Here is a 22,886-nt window from a genome sequence, read left to right as displayed (position 1 = left end):
CCTGTGCCCCCGGTGATCAGGGGCCGCCCACGGCCGGCCGGCGGTCGTGTTGCGATCTTCCCCGCCAGTGCTTTCATGGAATTGAAGGCCTGCGTGCCAGGGGAATATTCGCGAGGCAGGCGACCTCGACGCGGGGCGGCGATATCGCGCTGTGGCGATGCGGGGCGGAGAACACGCTCGTGATGCGTGGTGCCACGACCACAGCCCGCTGGTCTCCGTATCTGTCCACACCCGGCGCTCGCATGACGTCCCGTCAATGATGTGCAGCGCGGAGGGAACGTCCTCATGCCCACCAAGGTGATCCGCCGTCCGGACGGCAAGGAACGGCCGCACAACGCCCCCTGGTACACGCTGTACCCGAGACGGTGGTGGTCCCGGATCTCAGGGGCGACCCGCAAGGAATGGCGCACGTTCAGGACGAAGAGGGAGGCGCACAAGAGTATCGCCGCGGCTCGCAGCTGGCGCCCCGGGATGTTCTCCCTCGGTCCCATGCTGCGCGCGTACGCCATCATCGGGACGGTGCTGCTTTTCATCTGGGTGGGAGTGGCCGTTTATGATTTCCAGGAAGGAAATGAATCGCAGTACAACAATGTGCTGGAATCCCCGTGGTTCGACGCCGTCAATCACATCGCGGGCCCTGTCCTCACCGGCTCCCTGATTCTGACGTTCTTCCTTCTCTACTGGTACCACAAGACCAAGAAGCCGCTCATGGACAAGGCGCGTACGCGTCCGCATGAGCTGGTCTCCACGGCCGGGACCTTCGGCAACCGGATCGTCGGGCGGCACGAACTGTCCCAGGTCATCGCCCAGACACTCCGCAACCGTAAAACCCGAAAGCCCTATTTGCTCGTCGGCGGTGTTGGCGTCGGTAAAACGGCCGTTCTGGTGGAACTCACTCGGATGCTGGCGCAGCAGTCCGCCGTTCCGGTGCCCATCAGTCTGCGCGACATGAAGGGCGACGGCGAACTCGACTTCGAGGAAATGGCGCGGCGCCGCTTCGCGGAGGAAGCGGACCAGGGAGTGCTCGCCGGCAGCAACATCGACAAGACGTGGCGGCAGCTCAGGCTCGACGGCAAGGTCGTCGTGATCGCCGACGGTCTGGAAGAGGCCCTTCTCGACGAGAAGTACCAGGAGGACCGCGACAACATCATCCGACGGGCGATCGAGCGAGCGGACCGCCAGAAGCTGCCCCTGGTCATCGCCTCGCGCCCGCACACGCCCCTGGAGGGCACCCGGGCGGCGATCGCCGACATGGAACCGCTGAGCGAGGAAGCGGCCCTGGAATATCTGGTACGGGAACCGGGCGAGCTGGACGAACGCCGACTCGACTGGGTGGTGGAGACCGCGAAGGTCGTGGAATCGCCGATCTATCTGCGGATCGCCCGCCTGTTGCAGCAGTGCGGGCTGCTGGATCACCTCACCCTCCGCGACGAGAAGGATCGCCTGGACACCCGGAGCAACGACTGCTCCACTCTCCGGCTCGGATTCCTCAACACCTATCGGCAGGCCATTGAAGACGGTCGCATATTCGACGATCTGGTGATGGGCCGCGAGGAACGCCGCGAGACCATGTGGGTCGTGTCGGCCATGGCCTGCCTGGGACTCCTGCAGGACAGCATCGAGGTCACGTTCGACGATTTCGTCAGCGTGCACGCGAACGACCTGCGCAGCCGCGCGCAGTCCCAGGGAAGCGGGCAGGGACCGCCGGAGGCTCCGCAGCAGTACGGAACCCGCCTTGCCATTTCCCCGGCGCAACGCGACGCGATCTGGGGTGTGATGTGCCGGAAGATCGGCGGGTCGGCACACTGGCTCAACACGTTGGACTACCCCAACGAGTGCCGGACCGAATTGGCGAGACACACCGCCAACGGACAACTCCTGGGACTGGTGTACGGCCGCAAGAACAAGGTTCGTTTCCCGCACAGCATCCTCCAGGCGTACATGGGTTATCGCCTGCTGAGGGAGGTGCCCGACGACAAGCTCGCGGCGGTCGTCGAACCCGCGCTTCACAGCCCGGGTCCGTCGCGGGAACTGCTCATCGCTCTGGTCCTGCTCTCACGTCACCGGGCGGCTCCCCTCGCACCCCGGTCGGGCGCCGCGCAGCGCGCCACTCGCGCCCGGAACCGTCACACGGCGTCGCCGAAGATGGCCGAGCTGCTCAGCAACGCCGCCGCGGCCCGGCATGACGCGAAGTACTTCGACCTGTACGCCGCGGCCCTGGAAATAGACTGTGTGGATCCGGTGCCTATACAGGACAAACTGGCCCATGAGCTCGACGAGCAATGGGCGGGCCTCGACATCAGAGGCGATCAGCGGACCATCGAGAGTGCGAAGCTGAGACTGGTGCGGAACTTCGGAGCCGCTCTGCGTGAACGGGACCGCCGCAACAAGGCGATTCGGCCCCCCTCCGGATGTTCGGGACAGGATCCCGCGCGCCCGACGCTTCCCTACAAGCATCTCTTCCAGATCGGCACGCATGAGCCCTCTCATGCCGTCCGTATCGCGATCGCGCATCAGATCGCCGCCGGTGGCGACGCGGCCTTCCAGGAACTGCGCGCGGAATTCCCCCTCGGATCCGATCCCATATCCCAGTACCTGGGAAAGATCCGTGACGCCAAACAGAAACTCGATCGCGACTACACCGCTTGGCTCAATGAGGAAGATCCGGACCCCGCCGCCGGCCCGGAGGCGGTGGAGAAGAGACAGCGGGAGCACGACTGGATGGTGCGGGAGTACGAGCAGTGCCGGACCACCTGGTGGCGCCACTTCAGCCTCCGGGCCTGGCTCGTTCCCATGGCCGTCGGGTCTGTCTCCGAGAAGTACCGTGACGAGGCCAAGGAACGGCTGAGCCTGTGGCTGCGCACTCTGACCACCCAGACCGGACAGCAGAATCCGCTCATGCCGCTCTCTTTGGAGAACGCTCTGGCCCAGGGCTTCAAGAACGCGGCGAACCGCAGGAGACGGCACCCGGCGGCCTACGAGGAGACCCGGGCCCACCTGGTGCAGCAGGCGGAGAAGATGCTCACCAGCAGTCGCTCCTGGTACGCGCAGCTGAGTCTGCTCCAGGCGCTGTGCCTGTGGGAGCTTCCCGACACCATCGGACGCGCCCCCGGGGCCGGAGCGGCGAACCGGCGGAGCCGCTCCGCACCACAGGCCACCCGCCTCACGAAGGACGACGACGCGGCATCCAGCGGCCCCACGGAACCCATCAGGTCGGTCACCCGATGGCTCGCGATGGCCGGCAGCGCCCACGAGCAGACCCCGGCCCACATCGGCGCCGCGTACCAGCGCCACGGTGAAAGGGTCCTCCACCCGTTCATCGCCGAGGCCGGTGATCTGGTGACCCTGGCCCTGGAGACGGGACATCCCGAGCGGTTCATCTGGATCGACGAGAACGAGATCAGCGACAGCGTCGGTTCCACTCCGGCCGATCCGGACCGCTACCGCAAGCACAACCTGTGGATCTCCCCGTCCGTCGGCTGGAGCAGCCTGCACCCTCGGGCGCAACGCCTTCTCGCCGACGTCATGGTCCTGCGCAACCTCACCGAGGGCAACGGGAGTCCGGACGACATCGAGGAGCGCCTGAAGCTCTCGAACAAGCCCGGTCTCCCGCACTGTCTCACCCACGACCGCGGCCTGCTCCACCCCGAACGCAGCATCGGCCGGGCCGAGAAGGGCGAATCCCGCACCACCTGCACGTCGCCGTGCGAGTTCCGTCTGTGCCCCTATCCCCCCAAGGCCGGAAACGCGCAGGCGGAGGTGGCGGAGCTGTTCTGCCGGCAGCAACAGGCTCTTCTGCACAGCCGCTTCCGCGGGCATCTGCCGGCCGTCAGCCGGCACACCGCGCCATGGGTCAGCGTCCCCGTCAGGGAACTGCACGCCTTCTGGGAGGAAATGGCCAACCGGAACCGCAAGGCCACCGACGACGACGAACACCTTCTTTGACGACCGAAAGGGGCGCTGTGATGGACGGCTACCCACTGATCGAGAACCACGGTCTCATCGGCGATCTGCAGACCGCGGCGCTGGTGACCACGGAGGGCACGGTCGACTGGTTCTGCTCCCCACGGTTCGACTCGCCCAGTGTCTTCGGGGCCCTGCTCGACCAGGGGAAGGGCGGTCACTGCACGGTCCGGCCGGCGCATCCGACGCATGCCACCAAGCAGTTGTACCTGCCCGGCACGGCGATCCTGGTGACACGGTTCATGACCGAGGCGGGCGCCGGCGAGGTGGTCGACTTCATGCCCGTGACCGGGACGACGGTCACCTCGCGCCACCGTCTGGTGCGTCTGGTCCGCTGTGTGCGCGGCACCATGACGTTCCAGGTGGAGATCGCCCCGCGGTTCGACTACGGACGCGCGAAGCACGAGGCGCACATCACGGAGCACGGGGCGGTCTTCACCGCGGAGGACGGCACCGAACTCACCATGCACCCCATCCGTGAACCGCAGGACGAGCGACTCCTCGACATTCTCACGGACCAGGACGGCGACCTGCGCCTGTCGGTGACGCTGCGGGCCGGTCAACAGCGGGGGCTGGTACTGGAGATGGGCGACGAGGGGCCACCGACCGAGATCCGCCTGGACGGGTACCAGCGGCTCTTCGACCAGACCGTGGCGTTCTGGCGCTCCTGGCTGGCGCAGTCCCGCTACACCGGGCGCTGGCGCGAGATGGTGGAGCGTTCCGCGATCACGCTCAAGCTCATGACCTTCGCACCCAGCGGCGCCCTGGTGGCCGCCCCGACCACGGCTCTCCCGGAGCAACTGGGCGGCGAACGCAACTGGGACTACCGCTTCACCTGGATCCGTGACGCCTCCTTCTCCGTGTACGCGCTGCTGGGGCTGGGCTTCACCGAAGAGGCCCGGGCGTTCATCGCCTGGCTGAGCGACCGGGTCAAGGAGCGGGCCGGCGACAGCGGCACCACGGGCCCGCTCAACGTCATGTACAAGGTCGACGGCTCGGCCGACCTGGAGGAGCAGGTCCTCGACCACTGGGAGGGGTACGCGGGCTCCGCGCCGGTACGGATCGGCAACGGCGCCGCGACCCAGCTCCAACTGGACATCTACGGCGAGGCGCTGGACAGCATCCACTTCGCGCACCAGCACGGATTCCAGATCGGACACGCGGGGTGGACCGCCATGCGGGAGAACCTGGACTGGCTGGCCGACCACTGGGACCAGGCGGAGGAGGGGATCTGGGAGACCCGCGGAGGGCGCCAGGACTTCACCTACGGCCGGGTCATGTCCTGGGTGGCGTTCGACCGCGCCCTGCGCCTCGCCGAGGCGAAGGGCTGGCCGTCCTCGTACGGCCGGTGGCAGACCGAGCGGGACGCCGTCTACGACCAGGTCCTGTCCAAGGGATGGAGCGAGCAGCAGCAGGCCTTCGTCCAGCACTACGGCAGCGACGTACTGGACTCCTCGCTGCTGCGCATGTCCACGGTCGGGTTCGTCAGCCCCGAGGACCCGATCTGGGCGTCGAGCCTGGACGCCATCGAGCGGAAACTGGTCAGCGACAGCCTCGTCTACCGCTACGACCCGGAGGCGTCGCCCGACGGCCTGCGCGGCTCGGAGGGCACCTTCTCGCTCTGCACGTTCATGTACGTCGACGCCCTCGTCCGGGCGGGGCGGACGGACCAGGCGCGACTGGTGTACGAGAAGATGATGGGGTACGCCAACCATCTGGGCCTGTACTCGGAGGAGGTCGACCTGACGGGCCGCCAACTCGGCAATTTCCCGCAGGCGTTCACCCATCTCGCGCTCATCGACGCGACCCTCACCCTCGACAAGGCGCTCGACGGCCGGTAGCCCGGGCCCGGCGGACTGCGCGCCGCGCGTGGCCGGGGTCCGGTGCGGTTGTGCGCGAATAGGCACCTTTTGCGATATTTGTTGCCTATGAGTGATCTCGACTACGCCGACAGGTCCGATTTCGAGGATGCCGAGCGGGGCTTCGTCGCCGCGCTCTCACCCGCGGTGGTCCGGACGGACGACGGCCGAGTGATCTGGGACGGTGACGCGTACGCGTTCCTGGACGGGGACTGCCCGGACACCGCGCACCCCAGCCTGTGGCGGCAGAGCCAGTTGTGCAACAAGCAGGGCCTGTTCGAGGTCACCGAGGGGATCTACCAGGTCCGCAACCTGGACCTGTCGAACATGACGCTGGTCGAGGGCGACACCGGGGTCATCGTCATCGACCCGCTGATCTCCGCCGAGACCGCGGCCGCCGCTCTCGCCCTGTACCGCGAGCACCGCGGGGACCGCCCGGTCACCGGCCTGATCTACACCCACTCGCACGGCGATCATTTCGGCGGCTCGCACGGGGTCCTGCCGCACGGACACGCCCCGGTGCCGGTGCTCGCCCCGGCCGGGTTCCTGGAGCACGCCGTCGCGGAGAACGTGTACGCGGGCGGCGCGATGACACGCCGCGCGGTCTACATGTACGGCGCCGAACTGGACAAGGGGCCCGCCGGGCAGATCAGCGCGGGGCTGGGCATGACCACGTCCAAGGGCACGATCACGCTGGTGCCGCCGACGCTGGACATCACCCGCACCGGACAGGAGGAGACCCTGGACGGAGTGCGGATCATCTTCCAGCTGACGCCGGACACCGAGGCCCCGTCGGAGATGAACTTTTACTTCCCCGACCGGCGCGCGCTGTGCATGGCGGAGAACGCGACGCACAACATGCACAACATCCTGACCCTGCGCGGCGCGGTGGTGCGCGACACCCGCGTCTGGGCGTACTACCTGGGCGAGACGATCTCGCTGTTCGGCGACCGGACGGAGGTCGCCTTCGCCTCCCACCACTGGCCCACCTGGGGCCAGGAGCGCGTGGTCGAGCACCTGGCGGGCCAGCGGGACATGTGGGCGTACCTGCACGACCAGACCCTGCGCATGACCAACAAGGGGCTGACCGGCCTGGAGATCGCCGAGCGCATGGAGCTGCCGCCGGCGGTCGCGAACCGGTGGGCGAATCGCGGCTACTACGGTTCGGTCAGCCACAACGTGAAGGCGATCTACCAGCGCTACATGGGCTGGTTCGACGGCAACCCCGCCCATCTGTGGGAGCATCCGCCAGTGGAGCAGGCCATGCGGTTCGCCGCCGACTACGGCGGCGTGCCGGCGCTCGTCGCCAAGGGCGAGGAGTACGCGGCCGCCGGTGATCTGCGCTTCGCGGCGACGCTGCTGGGGCACGCGGTCTTCGCCGCCCCCGACGACACCGCCGCCAGACAGGCGCTGGCCGCCGTGTACGACAGGCTCGGGTACGGCGCGGAGAACGGCACCTGGCGCAACTTCTACCTGATGGGCGCCCAGGAACTGCGCGGCACCATCGCGCACACCGAACTGGAGACGACGAACCCCGAGATGACGATGGCGCTCACCGTCGACATGCTCATCGACTCGCTCGCCGTCCGTGTCGACGGCCCGCGCGCGTGGGACGAGAAGCTGACGATGGCCTGGAACGTCACCGACGAGGGCCGCACCTGGCATCTGCAGCTGTCCAACGGAGCCCTCACCTATCGCAGCACCGGCCCGCAGGAGAGCGGGCCTGCCCCGGCCGCCGACCTGACCTTGACCCTGACCAAGCCGCAACTTCTCGCCGTCCTGGCGGGCAAGGGGCTGGACGGCGTACGCGTCCAGGGCGACCCCCGGGTCCTCGCGACGCTGGCCGGTCTGCTGGACACCGCCGATCCCGACTTCGACATCGTCACGCCTTGACCGCAGCGATGGGCCCCCTCGGTTTCGGATCATTCGAATTCACCGGCGGGGGCACGCTCATCAACCTCGTCGCGGCGACCACGGAGGCCGGCCTGCCCGTCCTGGGCTCGCTCGTCCTGGCGGTGGTGGGCCCCACCGCCGGACGTTTCCTCATCGACGTCTCCTGCGGCGTCCCGCCCAAGCAGTTCGTCCGCGGCGAGTGGTTCGTCGCCATCGCCGTACTCACCGGAGCGGTGTGGATCGCCCTCGACCAGGCGGGGCTGCCGTGCGCCGCGAGCGCGCCGCTCGCGTTCCTGGCCGGCTTCACCGTCCGTCTCACCGCCCTCTACCGGGGCTGGGAGGAACCGCTGGCCGCCGAACCCGCCGGCGTCTACCGCCACGACGACGGCCGACCCCTCCTCGGTCGCAAGATCGCGGGCAGGTCCACCCGTGAACTACGCCTGCTCGGCCTGACGGTTGAGCCCCACCAGGAACCCGGCACCCCGTCCGCCGGACCAACACGCGGCGGCCACCACGACCAGCCGTGAACCGCCCGGAAGGCGAACTCGTTCCCGCCACGGGAGATCTTCGTCAGAACATGCCTCAAACCTGACGGCTCGGACTCCGGTGTTTCAGGCGGGCGCCGCCGCGAGGCGTCGGTCCAGGGTCGTCACCGCGTCGCGGAAGGCGCGGCCGAGTCCGCTCCGTCCCACGGTGAGTGCCGCCCGGAACACGGCGGTTCCGTCGGCGGCGAACGTCCACTGCACGCGCGTCCCCTCGCCGGCGGGCGTCAGACGCCACTCCTCGACCAGAGCGCGGAGCCCCGGCGCGTTCGTGACGTCCGCCCGGTACGCGTACGCCTCGGGAGCCCGGCTGACCAGGACGGTCTCCTCGAAGCGCGTTCCGCCCCGCAGCCGTACCTCGCGCCCTGTGCCGTCGGCGGTGGGCCGGACGAGGGTCACCGCCGAGAACCACTCGCTCCACCCGGACACGTCCTCGGCGAGCGCCGCGAAGACGGCCCCGGGAGGAGCGGCGACCTCCCGCGCGAACACCAGACGCAGCGGAGCGGTCTCGACGAAGTCGGCTCCCACCAGCCGCAGTCGACGTGCCATGAACGAACCCCCTCACCGGAACAGGGTTCCGGTCGGTCTCCATGTACGCGGAAAAAACACCGTGACGCCCCGCTCGGCCGCCCGTCGCCGACGGAGCGACCGGCGGCACGGGCAGCGTCACCCTAGCTGGCGGACCGTCAGATGTCTGTATCGTCCTCGGGTTCGCCGGCCACCACCAGGCGCAGATGGTCCGAGATCTCCGCGCGGGTCTCGGCGGGCATCCCGGAGTCGGTCACCAGCGTGTCGACCTGGTCCAGCGCGGCGAACGAACTCAGGCCCACCGTGCCCCACTTGGTGTGGTCCGCCACCACGATGACGCGTCGCGCGGACTGCACGAGCCGCCGATTGGTCTCCGCCTCCGCGAGGTTCGGCGTCGACAGTCCCGCCTCGGCCGATATGCCGTGCACACCGAGGAAGAGGACGTCGAAGTGCAGGGCCGCGATGGCCTGATCGGCCACCGGTCCGACGAGCGAGTCGGACGGCGTGCGCACCCCACCGGTGAGAACGACGGTCGCGGCACCCTGTCGCTGACCCGAGGTGCGCTGCGCCGAGTGGAACACATCAGCCACACGTACCGAGTTGGTGACCACGGTCAGGTCGGGGACGTCCACCAGGTGATGAGCCAGGGCGTACGTCGTCGTCCCACCGGAGAGGGCGATCGCCGAGCCCGGCGCGACCAACTCGGCGGCGGTCCGCGCGATGTCCTCCTTGGCGGTCAGCTCCAGACCGGACTTGGCCTCGAAACCGGGTTCGTGCGTGCTCGCCTCGACCACCGGGACCGCGCCGCCGTGCACCTTCTCGACGACACCCTGACGGGCCAGCGCGTCGAGGTCACGGCGGACCGTCATGTCGGAGACGCCGAGTCTTCGCGTCAGCTCGTTCACGCGGACTCCACCGCGGCGGCGCACCTCGTCCAGGATCAGAGCGCGACGCTGCTCCGCGAGGAGGTTCTGATTCTCACTCACGACCGCTCCGGTCCTTTCGTCGCTGCCTGCCCGACACTCCGTCCGAACCCACTCCCACGTGGACATTCTCCTTGCCCGAGGTCTGGAGGACGACCCATCCTCGCACGGGACACCCTCGGTCGCGCCACTGCCCGTACGCCCGCTGCGTCCCTCCCGTGCCGCCGTATTCGCACGTATCGGGGAGATTCCGTGCCTTCGGGTGCGCGGGAGGCCCGGAGCGCGAGAGCCTTGTGTCTGCACATGACACCTGAGACACGCGGGGCACGGGGAAGTGCGGAACAGTGGAACGTGCGCGGGAACATGCCATCGACGGGGAGCCCGGCGGCCCCGCAGAACGGCCCGAAGCGGCCGGTACCGCCCTGGAACTCCTGGTCCACGGGGTCGGCGGCACCACGCCGGAGGAGATGCTGAACGATCCGCGGACGGTCCGGATCACCGGCGACGCGACGGCGGCCGTCTTCCGGCGCGCCGACGACACCGACGCCGAGGAGCGCCCCGGTGACCACCGCGGCGGGCCGGTGCGCGAGGCGTACGTGTGGTGCAACCTCACGTCCGGCAACGGATCCCGCGCCCTGTGGCTCCTCCTGCTGCCCTTCATGGTGGTCAACCTCGCGCACTGGATGCGCCCGGCCTCGCACGGTCACGGGCGGACGGTGCGCCTGTACGGGCTGCTCGTCCGTCTCGCCGGTCTCACGCTCACGGTGCTGCTGGTCGCCGCCGCCTGCGAGGTCGCCCTCGACCTGGCCGCCTGGCAGTGCGCCGGTACCCGTGCGTGTGTGCGCAACCACTCCTGGCTCGGCTTCCTCTCCCCGGACGGGCCCGACCCCGGCTGGTGGAGCCTGCCGGGCCGCCGCCTCGCCCTGGCCGGACTCGTTCCCGCGGCGCTCACCACCCTCCTGTGGTACCTCTCCCACCGCACCTGGAGCGCGTACGAGTCGCAGCAGCCGATGGCCCGCGCGGCCGGGACCGACGAGGAGACCGACGGCACCGGACTCGGCCGCCCCGGCTTCTGGTACGGGCGCCGCCTGGTGGCCCGGCTGCGCGCCGCGCACACCGCCGCGGGATTCCTGACCGTCGCCGCGGCCGTGGGCTCCCCGGCCGCCCGTCACGACCGCGCGCCGGGCGGGTCCGCCGTCCTGGAAACGCTGGGTGTGCTCCTGAACGCAACGCTCGTGGCGGGCGGGGCCGTTGTGCTGTGGGTCGTCTGCCGGCGGGGCCGCAGCGAGAACCGGATCGACCACGGCCGCGACCTGGCACTCGTGCGCCGCCTGCTGCTCGGCTCGGTCGCCCTTCTCGCCCTCACCCTGGTGTACGCGGGCTGGTCACGGCCCCACTGGCACTCGGCGGGGCGTCTGCCCGGCGACACCACGTTCGGCGGCCTCGCCCTCGTCCAGGGCCTGCTGGTGATCGCACTGTGCGTGGTCGCCCGCATCCTGTACGGCACGACCCCGCAGGTCCTCGACGCGCCCGGGACGGCGGCCGGAGCCCCCGGCCCGCGCACCGCGATGCGCGGCTTCGCGGGACCGGCCGTCGCCATGCTCGGCTGTGCCCTAGGCGGCGTGATGTCCGGAGGCGTGTCCCAGCGCGTCGCCGACTGGCTCGACGGCACCCGGCACTCGATCCCCGGCCCGCCCGTCCTGCTGACCTGGCAGGCCTCCGCCATCCCGCCGCTGCTCCTCGTCCTGCTCGCCCTCACCGGCTGGCTCGCCCGCCGCACCTGGCAGCTCCGCCGCCGTGAGATGACCGCCGTCGAGCGCGAGTACCCGGGCGAGGCCAAGGACTCCGCCCGTACCCGTCGTATCGCGAGCACCCGCGCCATGGCCGCGCTCACCGACCGCGCGCCGCTCATCGTCGGCGTCGTCTCGTCCGTGACCCTGCTGCTCGGCGCCTGCGCCCTGGCCGGGGCCCTCGCCACCGGTGACGCTCCCAGCGAGGCGGCGCGCGGGACGAACGGCTTCGTCCACGGCGCGGCCCAGACCGCGCAGGCACTGGGCTCCTGGCTGATAGGCCTCGGCTTCATCCTGTTCGTCACCTGGGGCCGCCGCGCCTACAAGGACCCCGCCGCGCGCCGCACCATCGGCATCCTCTGGGACGTCGGCACCTTCTGGCCTCGCGCGGCCCACCCCTTCGCGCCGCCCTGCTACGCCGAGCGCGCGGTGCCGGACCTCACCTGGCGGATGGCCACCTGGACCCGGGCGACCGGCGGACGGCTCGTGCTCTCCGGACACTCCCAGGGCAGTGTGCTGGCGGCCGCCGCGGCCTGGCAGCTCAAGCCCTCGGTGCGCGGGAAGGTCGCGCTCCTCACCTACGGCTCACCGCTGGAGCGCCTGTACGGACGCTGGTTCCCGGCCCATTTCGGCCCCGCGGCACTGGCCTCGCTGCACCGCGAGGTCGCCTGCTGGCGCAATCTGTACCGTCACACCGACCCGATCGGCGGACCCGTCCGGCTGCCCGGCGACTGCGGTCCCGAAGTGGACCACGAGCCCTTACAGGATCCGCTCGCCTACGGGCGCACCGACCGGCAGCCGCTGCCCGCGCCGGTTCTCGGCCACTCCGACTACCAGGCGGACCCGGACTTCGCCGTCGAGCGTGAACTGCTGCTGGAGCGGCTGCTGCCCGAGGTGCCGGGCCAGCGACCCACATAGCGTCTGGCGGGCGGAACGCGTCGGCCGGGCCACGGGGCGCTCAGGGCAGCTCCGGCAGGTCCTCCGAGTAGAGCAGGGTCAGGTCGTCCGTGCTCGGCTCCGGCAGCTGGGCGACCCGCCCCGCGTGCCGTTCCAGCATCGCCTCGAACGTCTGCCGGGCCGTGCGGCCGTTGCCGAACGCGGGCCCCTTCGGAATCGCCGTGAAGTACTTCAGGAGCGCCTCGGCCGCGCCCCGGCCCAGCCGGTACTCGTGCTCCTCGGCCTGCTGCTCCACGATCCGCAGCAGCTCGTCGGGGAGGTAGTCGTTGAAGGTGATGGTCCGTGAGAAACGGGACGCCACACCGGGATTGACCGAGAGGAAGCGCTCCATCTCGGCGGTGTATCCCGCGACGATCACGACCACCGCCTCCCGGTGGTCCTCCATCAGCTTCACCAGCGTGTCGATGGCCTCGCGCCCGAAGTCGCGCCCGGAGTCCTCCGGGGACAGCGCGTACGCCTCGTCGATGAACAGCACGCCGCCGCGCGCCCGGTCGAACGCCTCCTGGGTGCGGATGGCGGTCGACCCGATGTGCTCACCGACCAGGTCCACCCGGGACACCTCGACGAGATGCCCCTTCTCCAGCACACCCAGCGACGCCAGGATCTCGCCGTACAGCCGGGCGACGGTCGTCTTGCCGGTGCCGGGGGAGCCGGTGAAGACGAGATGGCGCCGTGCGGACGCCGCCTTGAGACCCGCCTGCTGCCGGCGGCGGCCCACCTCGATCATGTCGGTGAGGGCCCGCACCTCGCGTTTGACGTTCTCCAGGCCCACCAGTGTGTCGAGTTCACCGAGGACGATCTTCGGTACTCGGGCGGGCTGGGCGGGCTCGGCGCCGGTGACGACCGGTTCCCGTACGCTGCTGCGCTGACCGGGGATCGTGCCCGGCAGGGTCACGGACGAGGCCGAGGTCTCGGCCGCCGTCTCGATCGCCGGGCCGCGCGGTGAGGCGCTCTCGTCGCTCGCGCAGTCCTCGACGACGGGACCCGAGCCGGGGGAGCCCGCGTCGGCGAACTCGTAGCCCCCGCGCGCGCATCGTTCCGTACGGCACTTGCGCAGCGTCGCCCGGCAGCCGTCGATCACGTGGAAGCCGTAGCCGCCGCTGTCCGCCACCCGGCAGTTCAGGAAGCTGCCCCGGCCGTCGGCCGACACGTAGAAGCCCGCCTCGGCGGGCGAGGTGACCGTGCAGCGCTCGAAGGTCGGATCGGCGCCCTTGGTGACGATCACACCGGTCTGGGTGCCGCCGATGATGCAGCCGGACAGATTGCCGCCGCTGCCGTGGTCACGGAACCAGGCTCCGGTGGCCGCGTCCCGGATGCGGCAGTCGTCGAGCTGCGCGGTCGCGCCGTCGCTCACGGACACCGCGGTGTTGCGTACCTGCGAGATGTCGCAGTCGACGACGTCCGCGCGTGAACCGCGGTCGAGGACGAACAGCGCGTCCGGCACGTCGTGCACCCGGCACGAGTCCAGTACGGCGGTGGCGCCGTCGCTCACCCACACCGCGGGGTAGTCGCCCGTGCTGTCGAAGATCTCGCACTGGTTGGCGTCCACACGGGTGCCCGGGTCCCAGACCGACAGGCCGTTGCGCCCGAACTGCCGCACGCTCGTACGGGTCAGGGTGAGCACCGAGCGCGAGCGCAGATCGACCGCGTTCTCCGGGATGTCGTGGATGCGGCAGTCGGCGAGCGTGAGGACGGCGTCGGTGTCGAGGGTGACGCCGTCCGCGGTCGTCCGGTGCACATCGCAGTCGGTGAGGTGAGCCGTGGCCCGGGCGGTGATCTGCACCCCGGAGCCCTTGACCTCGTACACCTCGCAACCCACCGCCTCCAGCGAGGAGTTCTCGCCGGTCGCCGACAGCCCAGGACCGGAAGTGTGGTGCACCCGGCAGCGCTCGAGGCGCGGACGCGCGCCCCCGCGGACCACGATCCCCGACTGGCCGGCCGCCACGACCTCGCAATCCTCGAACACCCCGCCGCCGCCGTCCAGTACGGCGATACCGACGCCCGCCGGGTTGTCGACGGTGCAACGGCGCACGGTGGGCCGGGCGCCCCCGCGGACCTCGATCCCGGCCGCGGAGCGCGTGACGACCCGTATGTCCAGCAGTTCCGGAGTGCCGTCCTCGACGAGCAGGGCGGGCGAGGCCGAGTCCTGGCCCTCGACGTGCAGGTCCTGGACGACGGCCGAGGCGCGTACGGTCAGGGCCACGCCGTCGACCGGTGCGATGCGCACGGAGCCGGGGGAACCCTCGGGGCCGCGCAATGTCACCGCGCGCTCCACCACCAGGTTCTCGCGGTAGGTGCCGGGAGCGACGGTCAGCACATCGCCGTCGGCCGCGGCTTCCAGGGCGGCGGCCAGCGATGCGTACTCACCCGTGCGGCGCCGCCACCGCGAGGTTCCGGTGTGCGTCACCTGGACCGTGCCCTGTGCCATGGCGCTGTCGTGCCCCCACCTCGTCGTACGCGGGTCCTGCGAGGTCGTGCTGATGCCCCGTCGGTCGGGATCCCGGCCCCTGCCGGACAGCCTCTCACGACGGTGCCGAACCGTTCGGCCGGTCCACCGTAGCGTGCGCGGGGGCGCCCGGTTGACCGGAGCGGGCAGGCCGTCAGCTGCCGGTGTCTGCCTTGCCCCAGTCGGGACCCGCCTTGGCCCAGGCCCGGTCCCATCGGGTGTGACGCCGGCGGATCATGTGCCACAGGATCAACCGTCTGCCGCATTCCAGGAGTCCGGCCGACAGCACCGCCGCACCGAAGCCGGCCAGGGTGGAGTGCGCGGTCGCGGTGGCGGCGTCCAGCGGGCGGCCGATTATTCGGCCGTGCCGGTCGGTCCAGATCGAGAACCGGTCTCCGGGGAGCGGCGACTTGAGGTCGGCGATCACGGTGCCGCGCCGCGGGGTGCCGTCGGGCGCGGTCCAGTCGGCCACGACCCTGCTGTGCGCGTTCCGTCCCGAGGGGGTCTCGGGGTCGGGGGCCAGTGGGCCCCGGGACAGCTTCCTGACGACGACGGCCGCCACGTGGTGCCGGTCCTTGCGCTGATCCCGCACGGCCTTCTGCAGGGTCCCCTGCACCGAGACCCCGACGGCCGCTCCCGCCAGGGGTGCCGCGAACAGGACGAGCAGGAGGGTGGCCAGGGCCAGCCAGGCCTCCACGAGATCTGTCGTGCGGCGCAGCGGATTGCGCCGCCAGCGCCAGAGACCGATGATCGCGCCCACCGTCCCGCACCCCCTTCCGCCTCTGTCATTACCAGCAGCGGAGCCGTTCACGCGCGAGGCCCGGAGGAGAGGCCGACATCACCCTCCCCCAGGGCCCTTCATGAACATCTCACGCAGACTCAACGATCCCGCCCGGCCGAAGGGTTCCCGGTGGCCCGGCTCTGGCGAAATGTCATCGGGCGGGTCACGCGAGGACCGTGACCGGGTCGCCGACCCGCAGCGTGCCGCGGCTCTCGGGCACCAGATTCTGTCCGAACACCAGCTTTCCGGCGAAGCGCCGGTGCCGGGCGAGGGTGCGCAGGGGCTCCTTGCCACGACCGGCGGTGTCCTGGTCGGTCGTGGTGACGACGCAACGGCCGCACATCTTGGTGACCCGGAAGGTGACCTCGCCGATGGCGATCCGCGACCAGTGGTCCTCGGCCCAGGCGTCGGTGCCGGAGACGACGACGTTCGGCCGGAAACGGTTCATCGGCAACGGGCCCTCCTCGGCCCGGTCGCCTCGCGCGATCAGGGAATTGAGCGCGTCCAGCGATCCGAGCGTGGTGACCAGCAGCGGATAGCCGTCGGCGAAGCTGACGGTCTCGCCCGGCAGCGCGAAGTCCGGGTCGACGGGCCGGCGGGCGGCCGGATCGTCCAAGTGGGCGAGGCGCACGTCGGCGCCCAGGTACGTGCTGCACCAGGCGTGCGCGGCCGTGTCGGCGAGGACGGCCTCCACCTTGTCGCCGAAGATCTCCACCGTCGTCGTGCCGATGGGTTCCGGCACGGGAACCGTCACGGGCTCGCGGTTCTCGGCGGACAGACGCAGACCGCCGCCGGAGAGGATCTCGGCGGCGGCCAGCGCCAGACGCGGCTGCTCGCGTTGCGTGACGACCTTTCCCCCGGCGTCGATCAGGATCCAGCGTCGATCTCCGGCCAGCCCCCAGGGCTCGACCTCGGCCTCCTGGAGCGATGTGCTCCGGAAGGCTTTGACCGGATGGACGTGAATCGAGTGCAGTACCGCGTTCCCCATGACCGCCATGGTGCCAGGGCGCACCGACAGCGCGGTTCGAGGGTGTCAGTACCCGCGGTACTGCTGATTGTTGTACGGGTCCTGGTACGGAGCGGGGGCGGGCCGGGGAGCCGCGGGGCGCATCGCCTCGAAGCCCGTGCCGGGCGCCATCGGGCGGGGCTGCTGCGGCTGGGGGCTCGGGTAGCCCCGAGGCGGGCCGGCCTGCTGCGGGATGTACGGCGCGGGAGCCTGCTGCAGCGGAGAGGGCTGCTGGGCGGGCTGGTAGCCGTAGGAGGACGGTCCGGCCGGCAGCGCGGGGAGCGCGGACGGCAGTGCCGGGAGGTTGTTGCTCATGCCCGGGTCGTAGGCGGAAGGGACCCGGATCGGGGCGATCTGAGGGGTACCCCGCTCGGCGACGAGGGAGTCGTAGATCGGGGTGTCCTGGAAGGCGGAGTAGTAACCGCCGCCATAGGTGGAGCGGGGGGAGGTCATGGCACATAAGTTAAGCCCACGATGTGCTGGTTGGGGAGACCGATAAGAGGGTTGTTTTCCGTGCCCGGGGTGACGCGGGATCCCCAATGCGAGCGAACTTGGCAAAAAAGGACGTCAAAGATGGTTGAGATCGTGTAAAGGCCGAGCTTCGGACGGGTTACCGGCGGTTGACCAGGATCTTCCTGCACGAGCCATACGTGTGGGCGGACCTGGGGATTAGGTTTGGCGGGAACGGAGCCGGCGGTCCGTTCGGGACGCGCACCGGCGCGGAGACACTGTGATGGGGGCGTACATGTCAATGCCTAAGGGATCTAATGTTCCTGTCCCGACGAGCGCACTCAGGGTGGAATTGGGGTGGCGTTCGGGACAGGGGGTGCCGGATGTCGATGCGTCCGCCCTTCTGCTCGTGGCGGGAAAGGTCCGTTCGGACAGCGACTTCGTCTTCTACAACCAGCCGGCGCACTCCTCCGGCGCCGTGCGTCACGAGGGCAAGCGCGATGCCGGCGGCCAGGTGAGCGACACGCTGCTCGTCGACCTCACGCGCGTGGAACCCGTCGTGGAGACCGTGGTCCTGGCGGCGTCCGCGGACGGCGGCTCCTTCGGACGGGTTCCCGGCCTGTCCGTCCGGGTGCTCGACGCACGGCAGGGCACCGAGATCGCCCGCTTCGACAGCGCCGACGCGACCGTGGAGACCGCCTTCGTCCTGGGCGAGTTCTACCGGCGCCAGGGCGCCTGGAAGTTCCGCGCCGTCGGCCAGGGCTACGGAAGCGGCCTCGAAGGACTGGCCACCGACTACGGGATCACCGTGGACGAGCCGCAGCGGGCGGCGCCGCCCGCCGCCGCCCCGCACGGGCCCGCCACCCTCGTACAGGGGCCTCCGCCCCCCGTGGCGCCGCCGGTCACCGTGCCACCGCCCGTCACAGTGCCGCCGCCCACGGCCCCGCAGCCACCCGCGGCCCCTCCGGCACCTGTCCGCCTCTCCAAGGTGACGCTGACCAAGGAGACGCCCTCCGTCTCGCTCTCCAAACAGGGGGGTACGACCGGTGCCATGCGCGTGAACCTCAACTGGGAAGTGCGCAAGCAGTTCTCGGGGTGGGGCAGCAAACGCGGCCGGGCCGTCGCCATGCACGCGGACCTCGACCTCGACCTGTGCGCGCTCTACGAACTGTCCGACGGCCGCAAGGGAGTCGTCCAGGCACTCGGCAACGCCTTCGGGGCACTGCACCAGCCGCCGTTCATCCATCTCGACGGGGACGACCGCACCGGGGCCGCGGCCAATGGCGAGAACCTCACCATCAACCTCGATCACAAGCAGAGCTTCCGGCGCATCCTCATCTTCGTGACCATCTACGAAGGCGCGCGTTCCTTCGCCGATCTGCACGCCACGGTCACCCTGCAGCCGCAGAACGGCGCGCCCATCGACTTCTCGCTCGACGAGTGCACGGTGCCCTCCACGGTCTGCGCGCTCGCCCTCATCACCGGCAACGGCGCCGACCTGCTCGTCCAGCGCGAGGCCCGCTATCTGATCCCCGCGCGCGGGGTGAGTCCGCAGCGCACCGTCGACCAGGTCTACGGCTGGGGCATGAACTGGACGCCCGGCAGGAAATGACCCGTCCGCCGGGCGGGAGGGACCCCTCCCGCCCGACGGGAGACGGCGACGCCGACGACGATCGGCGTGCTCCGTCCCTCTCAGTTCTCGTCGAGGGCGGCGCCGGGGCGCGCGTAGGTGCGGCCCTTCCAGGCCGCGCCGCGTCCCCTGTAGTGCTGCACCGCGGAGTCGACCGTCATGAGGAGATAGAGGAACGCGGTGACCGGCAGCAGGGGAGCGAGCGCCAAGGACTGCCGGTAGTAACGGAGCATCGGTACGTAGGTCGCCGTCATCACCAGCCAGGCGAGCCCCCCGGCGGACGCCGCCCACGCGTTCCCCGCGGCCAGACCCGCCACGAGGGCGACCGGCGGAGCCAGGTAGACCACCGCGAGCCCGGCGACCGTTCCGGCGAGCAGCGGCGGACTGTGCCGCAGTTGCGCGTACGCGCTGCGCGCGACCATGCGCCACAGATCACGCAGCCGCGGATAGGGACGCACGCTGTCCACCCGCTCGGCCAGACCCAGCCAGATGTGGCCGCCACCCCGCTTGACGGCACGGGCGAGCGCCACGTCGTCGATGACGGCCTCCCGGATCGCGTCCGGGATCCGCGCCCGCTCGGCGGTGTCCGCGCGCAGCAGGACGCATCCACCCGCCGCGGCCGCCGTCCGTGAGCCCTTCACGGCGATCCGGCGGAACGGGTAGAGCTGCGCGAAGAAGTAGACGAAGGCGGGCACGACGAGCCGTTCCCAGAGGCTCTCCACCCGCAGCCGTGCCATCTGGGAGACGAGGTCGAAGCCACCGGTGCGGGCCGCCGCCACCAGGAGCCGCAGGCTGTCCGGGGCGTGCGCGATGTCCGCGTCGGTCAGCAGGAGGAATTCGGGTTCCCGCGCGCGGGCGAGGCCGATGCCGTGGCGTACGGCCCAGAGCTTGCCCGTCCAGCCCGCCGGAGGTTCTCCCGGCGAGCCGACGGTGAGCGGCAGCCCCCCGTGCCGGCGCGCCAGCTCACGGGCCAGCTCACCCGTGCCGTCCGAACTGCCGTCGTCGACGAGGAAGATCTCGGCCCGGCCCGGATAGTCCTGGGCCAGGAGCGAGGGAAGGCTCTCGGGCAGGACGGCGGCCTCGTCCCGGGCCGGCACCACGACGCAGACGACAGGCCAGTCCGACGGCTCACGGCAGGCGGGCAGCCGTACGTCCGTACGCCAGAAGAAGCCCTGGCCGAGCAGCAGCCACAGCCACGCTGCCAGCGATCCGACGGCGATCCACACGAGGGCGCTCACCCGCCGCAGTCTGCCCCACCGAGGTCGCCCGTAAAGTCCCATCGTCTATGGTGACCGGGTGAAGATCGCGCTCATGGACTCCGGAATCGGACTGCTCGCTGCTGCCGCCGCGGTGCGTCGACTGCGGCCCGACGCCGATCTCGTCCTCTCCTCCGACCCCGGCAGCATGCCCTGGGGACCCCGCACACCGGAAGACGTCACCGGGCTCGCCCTCGCGGTCGCCGAGGCCGCCGCGCTGCACCGGCCCGACGCCCTGATCGTCGCCTGCAACACCGCTTCCGTACGGGCCCTGCCGGCCCTGCGCGCCCGTCTTGAGCCGCAGGTGCCCGTCATCGGCACCGTCCCGGCCATCAAGCCGGCCGCCGCGGGCGGCGGACCCGTCGCGATCTGGGCCACGCCCGCCACCACGGGCAGCCCGTACCAGCGGGGGCTGATCAAGGAGTTCGCCGACGGAGTGGCGGTCACCGAGGTGGCCTGTCCCGGGCTCGCGGACGCCGTGGAGTACGCGGATCAGGCGGCCATCGACGCGGCGATCGAGGCGGCCGCCGCGCACACCCCCGAGGACGTCACGGCCGTCGTCCTGGGATGCACCCACTACGAGCTCGTCGCCGAGCGCATCCGCGCCGCCGTGCAGCGTCCCGGCCGCCCGCCGCTCGTGCTGCACGGTTCCGCCGGAGCGGTCGCCACCCAGGCGCTGCGCCGGATCGGCGAGCTTCCGGACCCCGCGGCCCCCGCCGACTCCACGGTCACGGTGCTTCAGGGCGGACGCGAGGGCGCGCTGCCCGCCACGGCGCTCACCTACGAGGAAGGCCGCATCCTGTCGGCGGTCAGCCCCGCACGCTGAGCCGACAAGGTTGGCACCCGCTCCACGGGACGCCGGGTGACCACCGGTACACCCTTGGTGGCATCCTCGGCCACCCGGCGGAGTGACGCTCCGCGACCCGGTGCCCGCGCAGCGGAATCTGAGTAGTCTCATGGGCATGAGGGACCACCCCCACGGCGAAACCTCCCCGCACCCGGCGATCTGGACCGGGCGTGCGAGGAACCGTGTCCAGTGGCTGCCCGCCCTGGGCGGCATGGCCTGTCTGGCTCTCGGGATCGAGCTGGCCGTGACGTCCGGCTGGACGTCGGGAGCGGCACCACTGATCATGTCCGTCGTCGGATGCATCGCCGCCGGACTGCTCATCCTCTTCGGCACGCTCGCGTTCGTCCACGTCGCCGTGAAGGTGGACGAGGACTGCCTGGAGGTGCGCTGCGGCCACATAGGAGTGCCGCGTCGCCGCATCCCGCTCTCCACGGTCGTCGGTGCCGACTTCGCCCCCCAGGTCAACCCGCGCCAGTGGGGCGGCTGGGGCTATCGCTGGCGGCCCGAACAGGGAACCGCCGTGGTCGTCCGGCGGGGCGAGGGCGTGGTGCTGCGCCTGGGCGACGGCCATACGTTCACGATCACCGTGGACAACGCCGAGGCGGCGGTCCGGATCATCCGCGGCCGGCTGCGCCCGGACACGACCACCGTCGCGCGCTGACGCCCGGCTGCCTTGCCGTCGCTCACGTACCGGGGTGACCGCCGGGGTGCCGTTCAGGCTCCGGGGTGGCCGCCGGGGTGCCGTTCACATACCGAGGCGACCGCCGGGCCGCGGGGCCGGGACGGGGACGGCGTCCGGCTCCCGCGAGGCGAGCGGCCGTGCGGTGGCGAACCCGGCCAGCAGTCCCGCACCCGCGGTCACCGTCATGAAGCTCAGCGCGTTGCCGATCGACGCGACCGCGGCCACCGCCGTGAGGGCCGCGCCCGCCGTCAGCGCGATGGGAGTGGTGCGCGGCGAGCGCAGCAGCGCGTACAGGACCCAGCAGAACGCCACCGCGAGCAGGACCACTCCGGTCAGCCCCTGTTCGGCGGCCTGCTGGAGGGGCGCGGAGTGGGGTTTGCCGTCGGGCAGCAGGGACTGGGCGACGGTGGGGCTGAGCTCTCCGTAACGGCCGGGCCCGACCCCCAGCCCGGGATCGGCACGGGCCATGCGCAGGGCGTCGTGCCACAGCAGGACGCGGTGCTCGGTGAGCTGGCCCTTCAGGGAGGCGGTCAGTCCGGCCGGCAGCGCGTCCTCGCCGATCGCCCAGGTCGCCCCCGTCACCAGTGCCGCGGCGGCGGCGAACCCCGTCAGGCCGAGGGCCCGGCGGCGTACCCGGGCGGTCGCGAGCGAACAGAGCAGGACCCCGGTGCACATGACGACCGCGGTGGTGGAGCCGAGGAGCGCCGCCGTCACCGCGGTCCCGGCGGCCGACAGCCGCAGCGCGAGCCGCAGGGCGGGAGGGCGCGCGGCCCAGGCCGCGCAGCACGCGGCGCCGCAGGACAGGGTGAGCAGCGCGGCCGTGGCACCGGTGTGACCGAGCTGGAGGCTGATCTGCGGGCCGGGCGTGGCGATCGCGAGGCCGAGTCCGGCCGCCGCCGCGGCACAGGGGGCCGCCACCGGCAGGAGTGCTCCGGAGATCCGTCCCACGGCGTAGCCGGCCGCCACGGCGAGCACCGCGAGGAGCATGCCCTCGGGCCGGCCCCCGTGAGCCGCCGCCGTGATCAGCGACCAGCCGGCGCAGGCCGCGAGCACGATCATGCCGACGACGTCCGCGGCGTTACGTCTTTCGCCGGTGACCACCGCCTCGGCCGTGGACGTCGTCCCCGTGGAACCCACCCCGTCGCCCCCCGACTCTGCCCGGCCCCGGGGCGCCGTCACCGCATCAGGCCGCACGTCAGAGGCTCGGCCACACGGTAACGGGTGATGCGCCGGTTTGGGCACCGGTTGTGCAGGAACGTTGCGGCAGGTGCCCGCTAGGTGACCCTGTGGGTGGTGGGACCGCACAGGCCGAGCTGTCCGCGCCCTGGTCAGG

General features: G+C 71.0%; 16 protein-coding genes. 8 read left to right on the top strand and 8 right to left on the bottom strand.

What is annotated here, in order from left to right; all coding sequences use genetic code 11:
- Positions 1–285 precede the first annotated feature (285 nt).
- From ACF07B_RS39935 to ACF07B_RS39920, 4 genes are all read left to right on the top strand, one after another.
- Positions 286–3,945, top strand: coding sequence for an ATP-binding protein (locus ACF07B_RS39935; protein ID WP_392182552.1), 3,660 nt, complete (start codon positions 286–288; stop codon positions 3,943–3,945).
- 20 nt (positions 3,946–3,965) lie between these two features.
- Entirely contained in the window at positions 3,966–5,804 is a 1,839-nt protein-coding gene (locus tag ACF07B_RS39930) for a glycoside hydrolase family 15 protein (protein ID WP_392182551.1), read from the top strand.
- An 87-nt stretch (positions 5,805–5,891) separates the two neighbouring features.
- Entirely contained in the window at positions 5,892–7,715 is a 1,824-nt protein-coding gene (locus ACF07B_RS39925) for an alkyl/aryl-sulfatase (RefSeq protein WP_392182550.1), read from the top strand.
- Positions 7,712–8,242: a hypothetical protein gene (locus tag ACF07B_RS39920; RefSeq protein ID WP_392182549.1), complete on the top strand. Its 531-nt coding sequence runs from the start codon at positions 7,712–7,714 to the stop codon at positions 8,240–8,242. The genes ACF07B_RS39925 and ACF07B_RS39920 overlap by 4 nt, the downstream gene beginning before the upstream one ends.
- A gap of 84 nt (positions 8,243–8,326) precedes the next feature.
- Here ACF07B_RS39920 and ACF07B_RS39915 read toward each other — a convergent pair whose 3' ends face one another.
- Positions 8,327–8,806, bottom strand: a complete 480-nt coding sequence (locus tag ACF07B_RS39915; RefSeq protein ID WP_392182548.1) for an SRPBCC family protein — start codon at positions 8,804–8,806, stop codon at positions 8,327–8,329.
- 137 nt (positions 8,807–8,943) lie between these two features.
- The gene (locus ACF07B_RS39910) at positions 8,944–9,771 is read right to left on the bottom strand and encodes a DeoR/GlpR family DNA-binding transcription regulator (RefSeq protein ID WP_369481610.1); all 828 of its coding nucleotides are present in this window, start codon (positions 9,769–9,771) and stop codon (positions 8,944–8,946) included.
- Positions 9,772–10,052: 281 nt separating this feature from the next.
- Between ACF07B_RS39910 and ACF07B_RS39905 the strand changes: the two genes are divergently transcribed.
- Positions 10,053–12,416 carry a hypothetical protein gene (locus ACF07B_RS39905; RefSeq protein WP_392182547.1) on the top strand — a complete coding sequence of 788 codons (2,364 nt, stop codon included), beginning with the start codon at positions 10,053–10,055 and terminating at the stop codon, positions 12,414–12,416.
- 40 nt (positions 12,417–12,456) lie between these two features.
- Here the strand turns inward: ACF07B_RS39905 and ACF07B_RS39900 are convergent, their stop codons facing one another.
- From ACF07B_RS39900 to ACF07B_RS39885, 4 genes are all read right to left on the bottom strand, one after another.
- On the bottom strand, positions 12,457–14,883 hold the full coding sequence (locus ACF07B_RS39900) for a right-handed parallel beta-helix repeat-containing protein (RefSeq protein ID WP_369481612.1): 2,427 nt from the start codon (positions 14,881–14,883) through the stop codon (positions 12,457–12,459).
- Positions 14,884–15,055: 172 nt separating this feature from the next.
- Complete coding sequence (locus tag ACF07B_RS39895; RefSeq protein WP_362403133.1) at positions 15,056–15,661, bottom strand: hypothetical protein; 606 nt, start codon at positions 15,659–15,661, stop codon at positions 15,056–15,058.
- A gap of 184 nt (positions 15,662–15,845) precedes the next feature.
- Positions 15,846–16,670 (bottom strand): MOSC domain-containing protein, encoded by an 825-nt coding sequence (locus tag ACF07B_RS39890; protein WP_392182546.1) that lies wholly within the window; start codon positions 16,668–16,670, stop codon positions 15,846–15,848.
- A 45-nt stretch (positions 16,671–16,715) separates the two neighbouring features.
- Positions 16,716–17,141, bottom strand: coding sequence for a DUF6643 family protein (locus ACF07B_RS39885; protein ID WP_369481614.1), 426 nt, complete (start codon positions 17,139–17,141; stop codon positions 16,716–16,718).
- A gap of 292 nt (positions 17,142–17,433) precedes the next feature.
- On the opposite strand from ACF07B_RS39885, the gene ACF07B_RS39880 reads away from it, so the two are divergent.
- Complete coding sequence (locus ACF07B_RS39880) at positions 17,434–18,750, top strand: TerD family protein (protein WP_392182545.1); 1,317 nt, start codon at positions 17,434–17,436, stop codon at positions 18,748–18,750.
- An 80-nt stretch (positions 18,751–18,830) separates the two neighbouring features.
- On the opposite strand, the gene ACF07B_RS39875 is transcribed toward ACF07B_RS39880, so the two are convergent.
- Positions 18,831–20,048: a glycosyltransferase gene (locus tag ACF07B_RS39875; protein ID WP_392182544.1), complete on the bottom strand. Its 1,218-nt coding sequence runs from the start codon at positions 20,046–20,048 to the stop codon at positions 18,831–18,833.
- Between the two features lie 16 nt (positions 20,049–20,064).
- Here ACF07B_RS39875 and ACF07B_RS39870 point away from each other — a divergent pair, with 16 nt between their 5' ends.
- Positions 20,065–20,850 carry a glutamate racemase gene (locus ACF07B_RS39870; protein WP_369481617.1) on the top strand — a complete coding sequence of 262 codons (786 nt, stop codon included), beginning with the start codon at positions 20,065–20,067 and terminating at the stop codon, positions 20,848–20,850.
- A gap of 136 nt (positions 20,851–20,986) precedes the next feature.
- Positions 20,987–21,532 carry a hypothetical protein gene (locus tag ACF07B_RS39865; protein WP_369481618.1) on the top strand — a complete coding sequence of 182 codons (546 nt, stop codon included), beginning with the start codon at positions 20,987–20,989 and terminating at the stop codon, positions 21,530–21,532.
- Positions 21,533–21,616: 84 nt separating this feature from the next.
- Here ACF07B_RS39865 and ACF07B_RS39860 read toward each other — a convergent pair whose 3' ends face one another.
- Entirely contained in the window at positions 21,617–22,690 is a 1,074-nt protein-coding gene (locus ACF07B_RS39860; RefSeq protein ID WP_392182543.1) for an O-antigen ligase family protein, read from the bottom strand.
- Positions 22,691–22,886 lie beyond the last annotated feature (196 nt).

This window comes from Streptomyces sp. NPDC015532 (assembly GCF_043078065.1).
In the GTDB taxonomy this organism is placed as follows: Bacteria; Actinomycetota; Actinomycetes; order Streptomycetales; family Streptomycetaceae; genus Streptomyces.
Note: the sequence above shows the minus strand (reverse complement) of the source record. Positions and strands in the feature narration are given on the sequence as shown.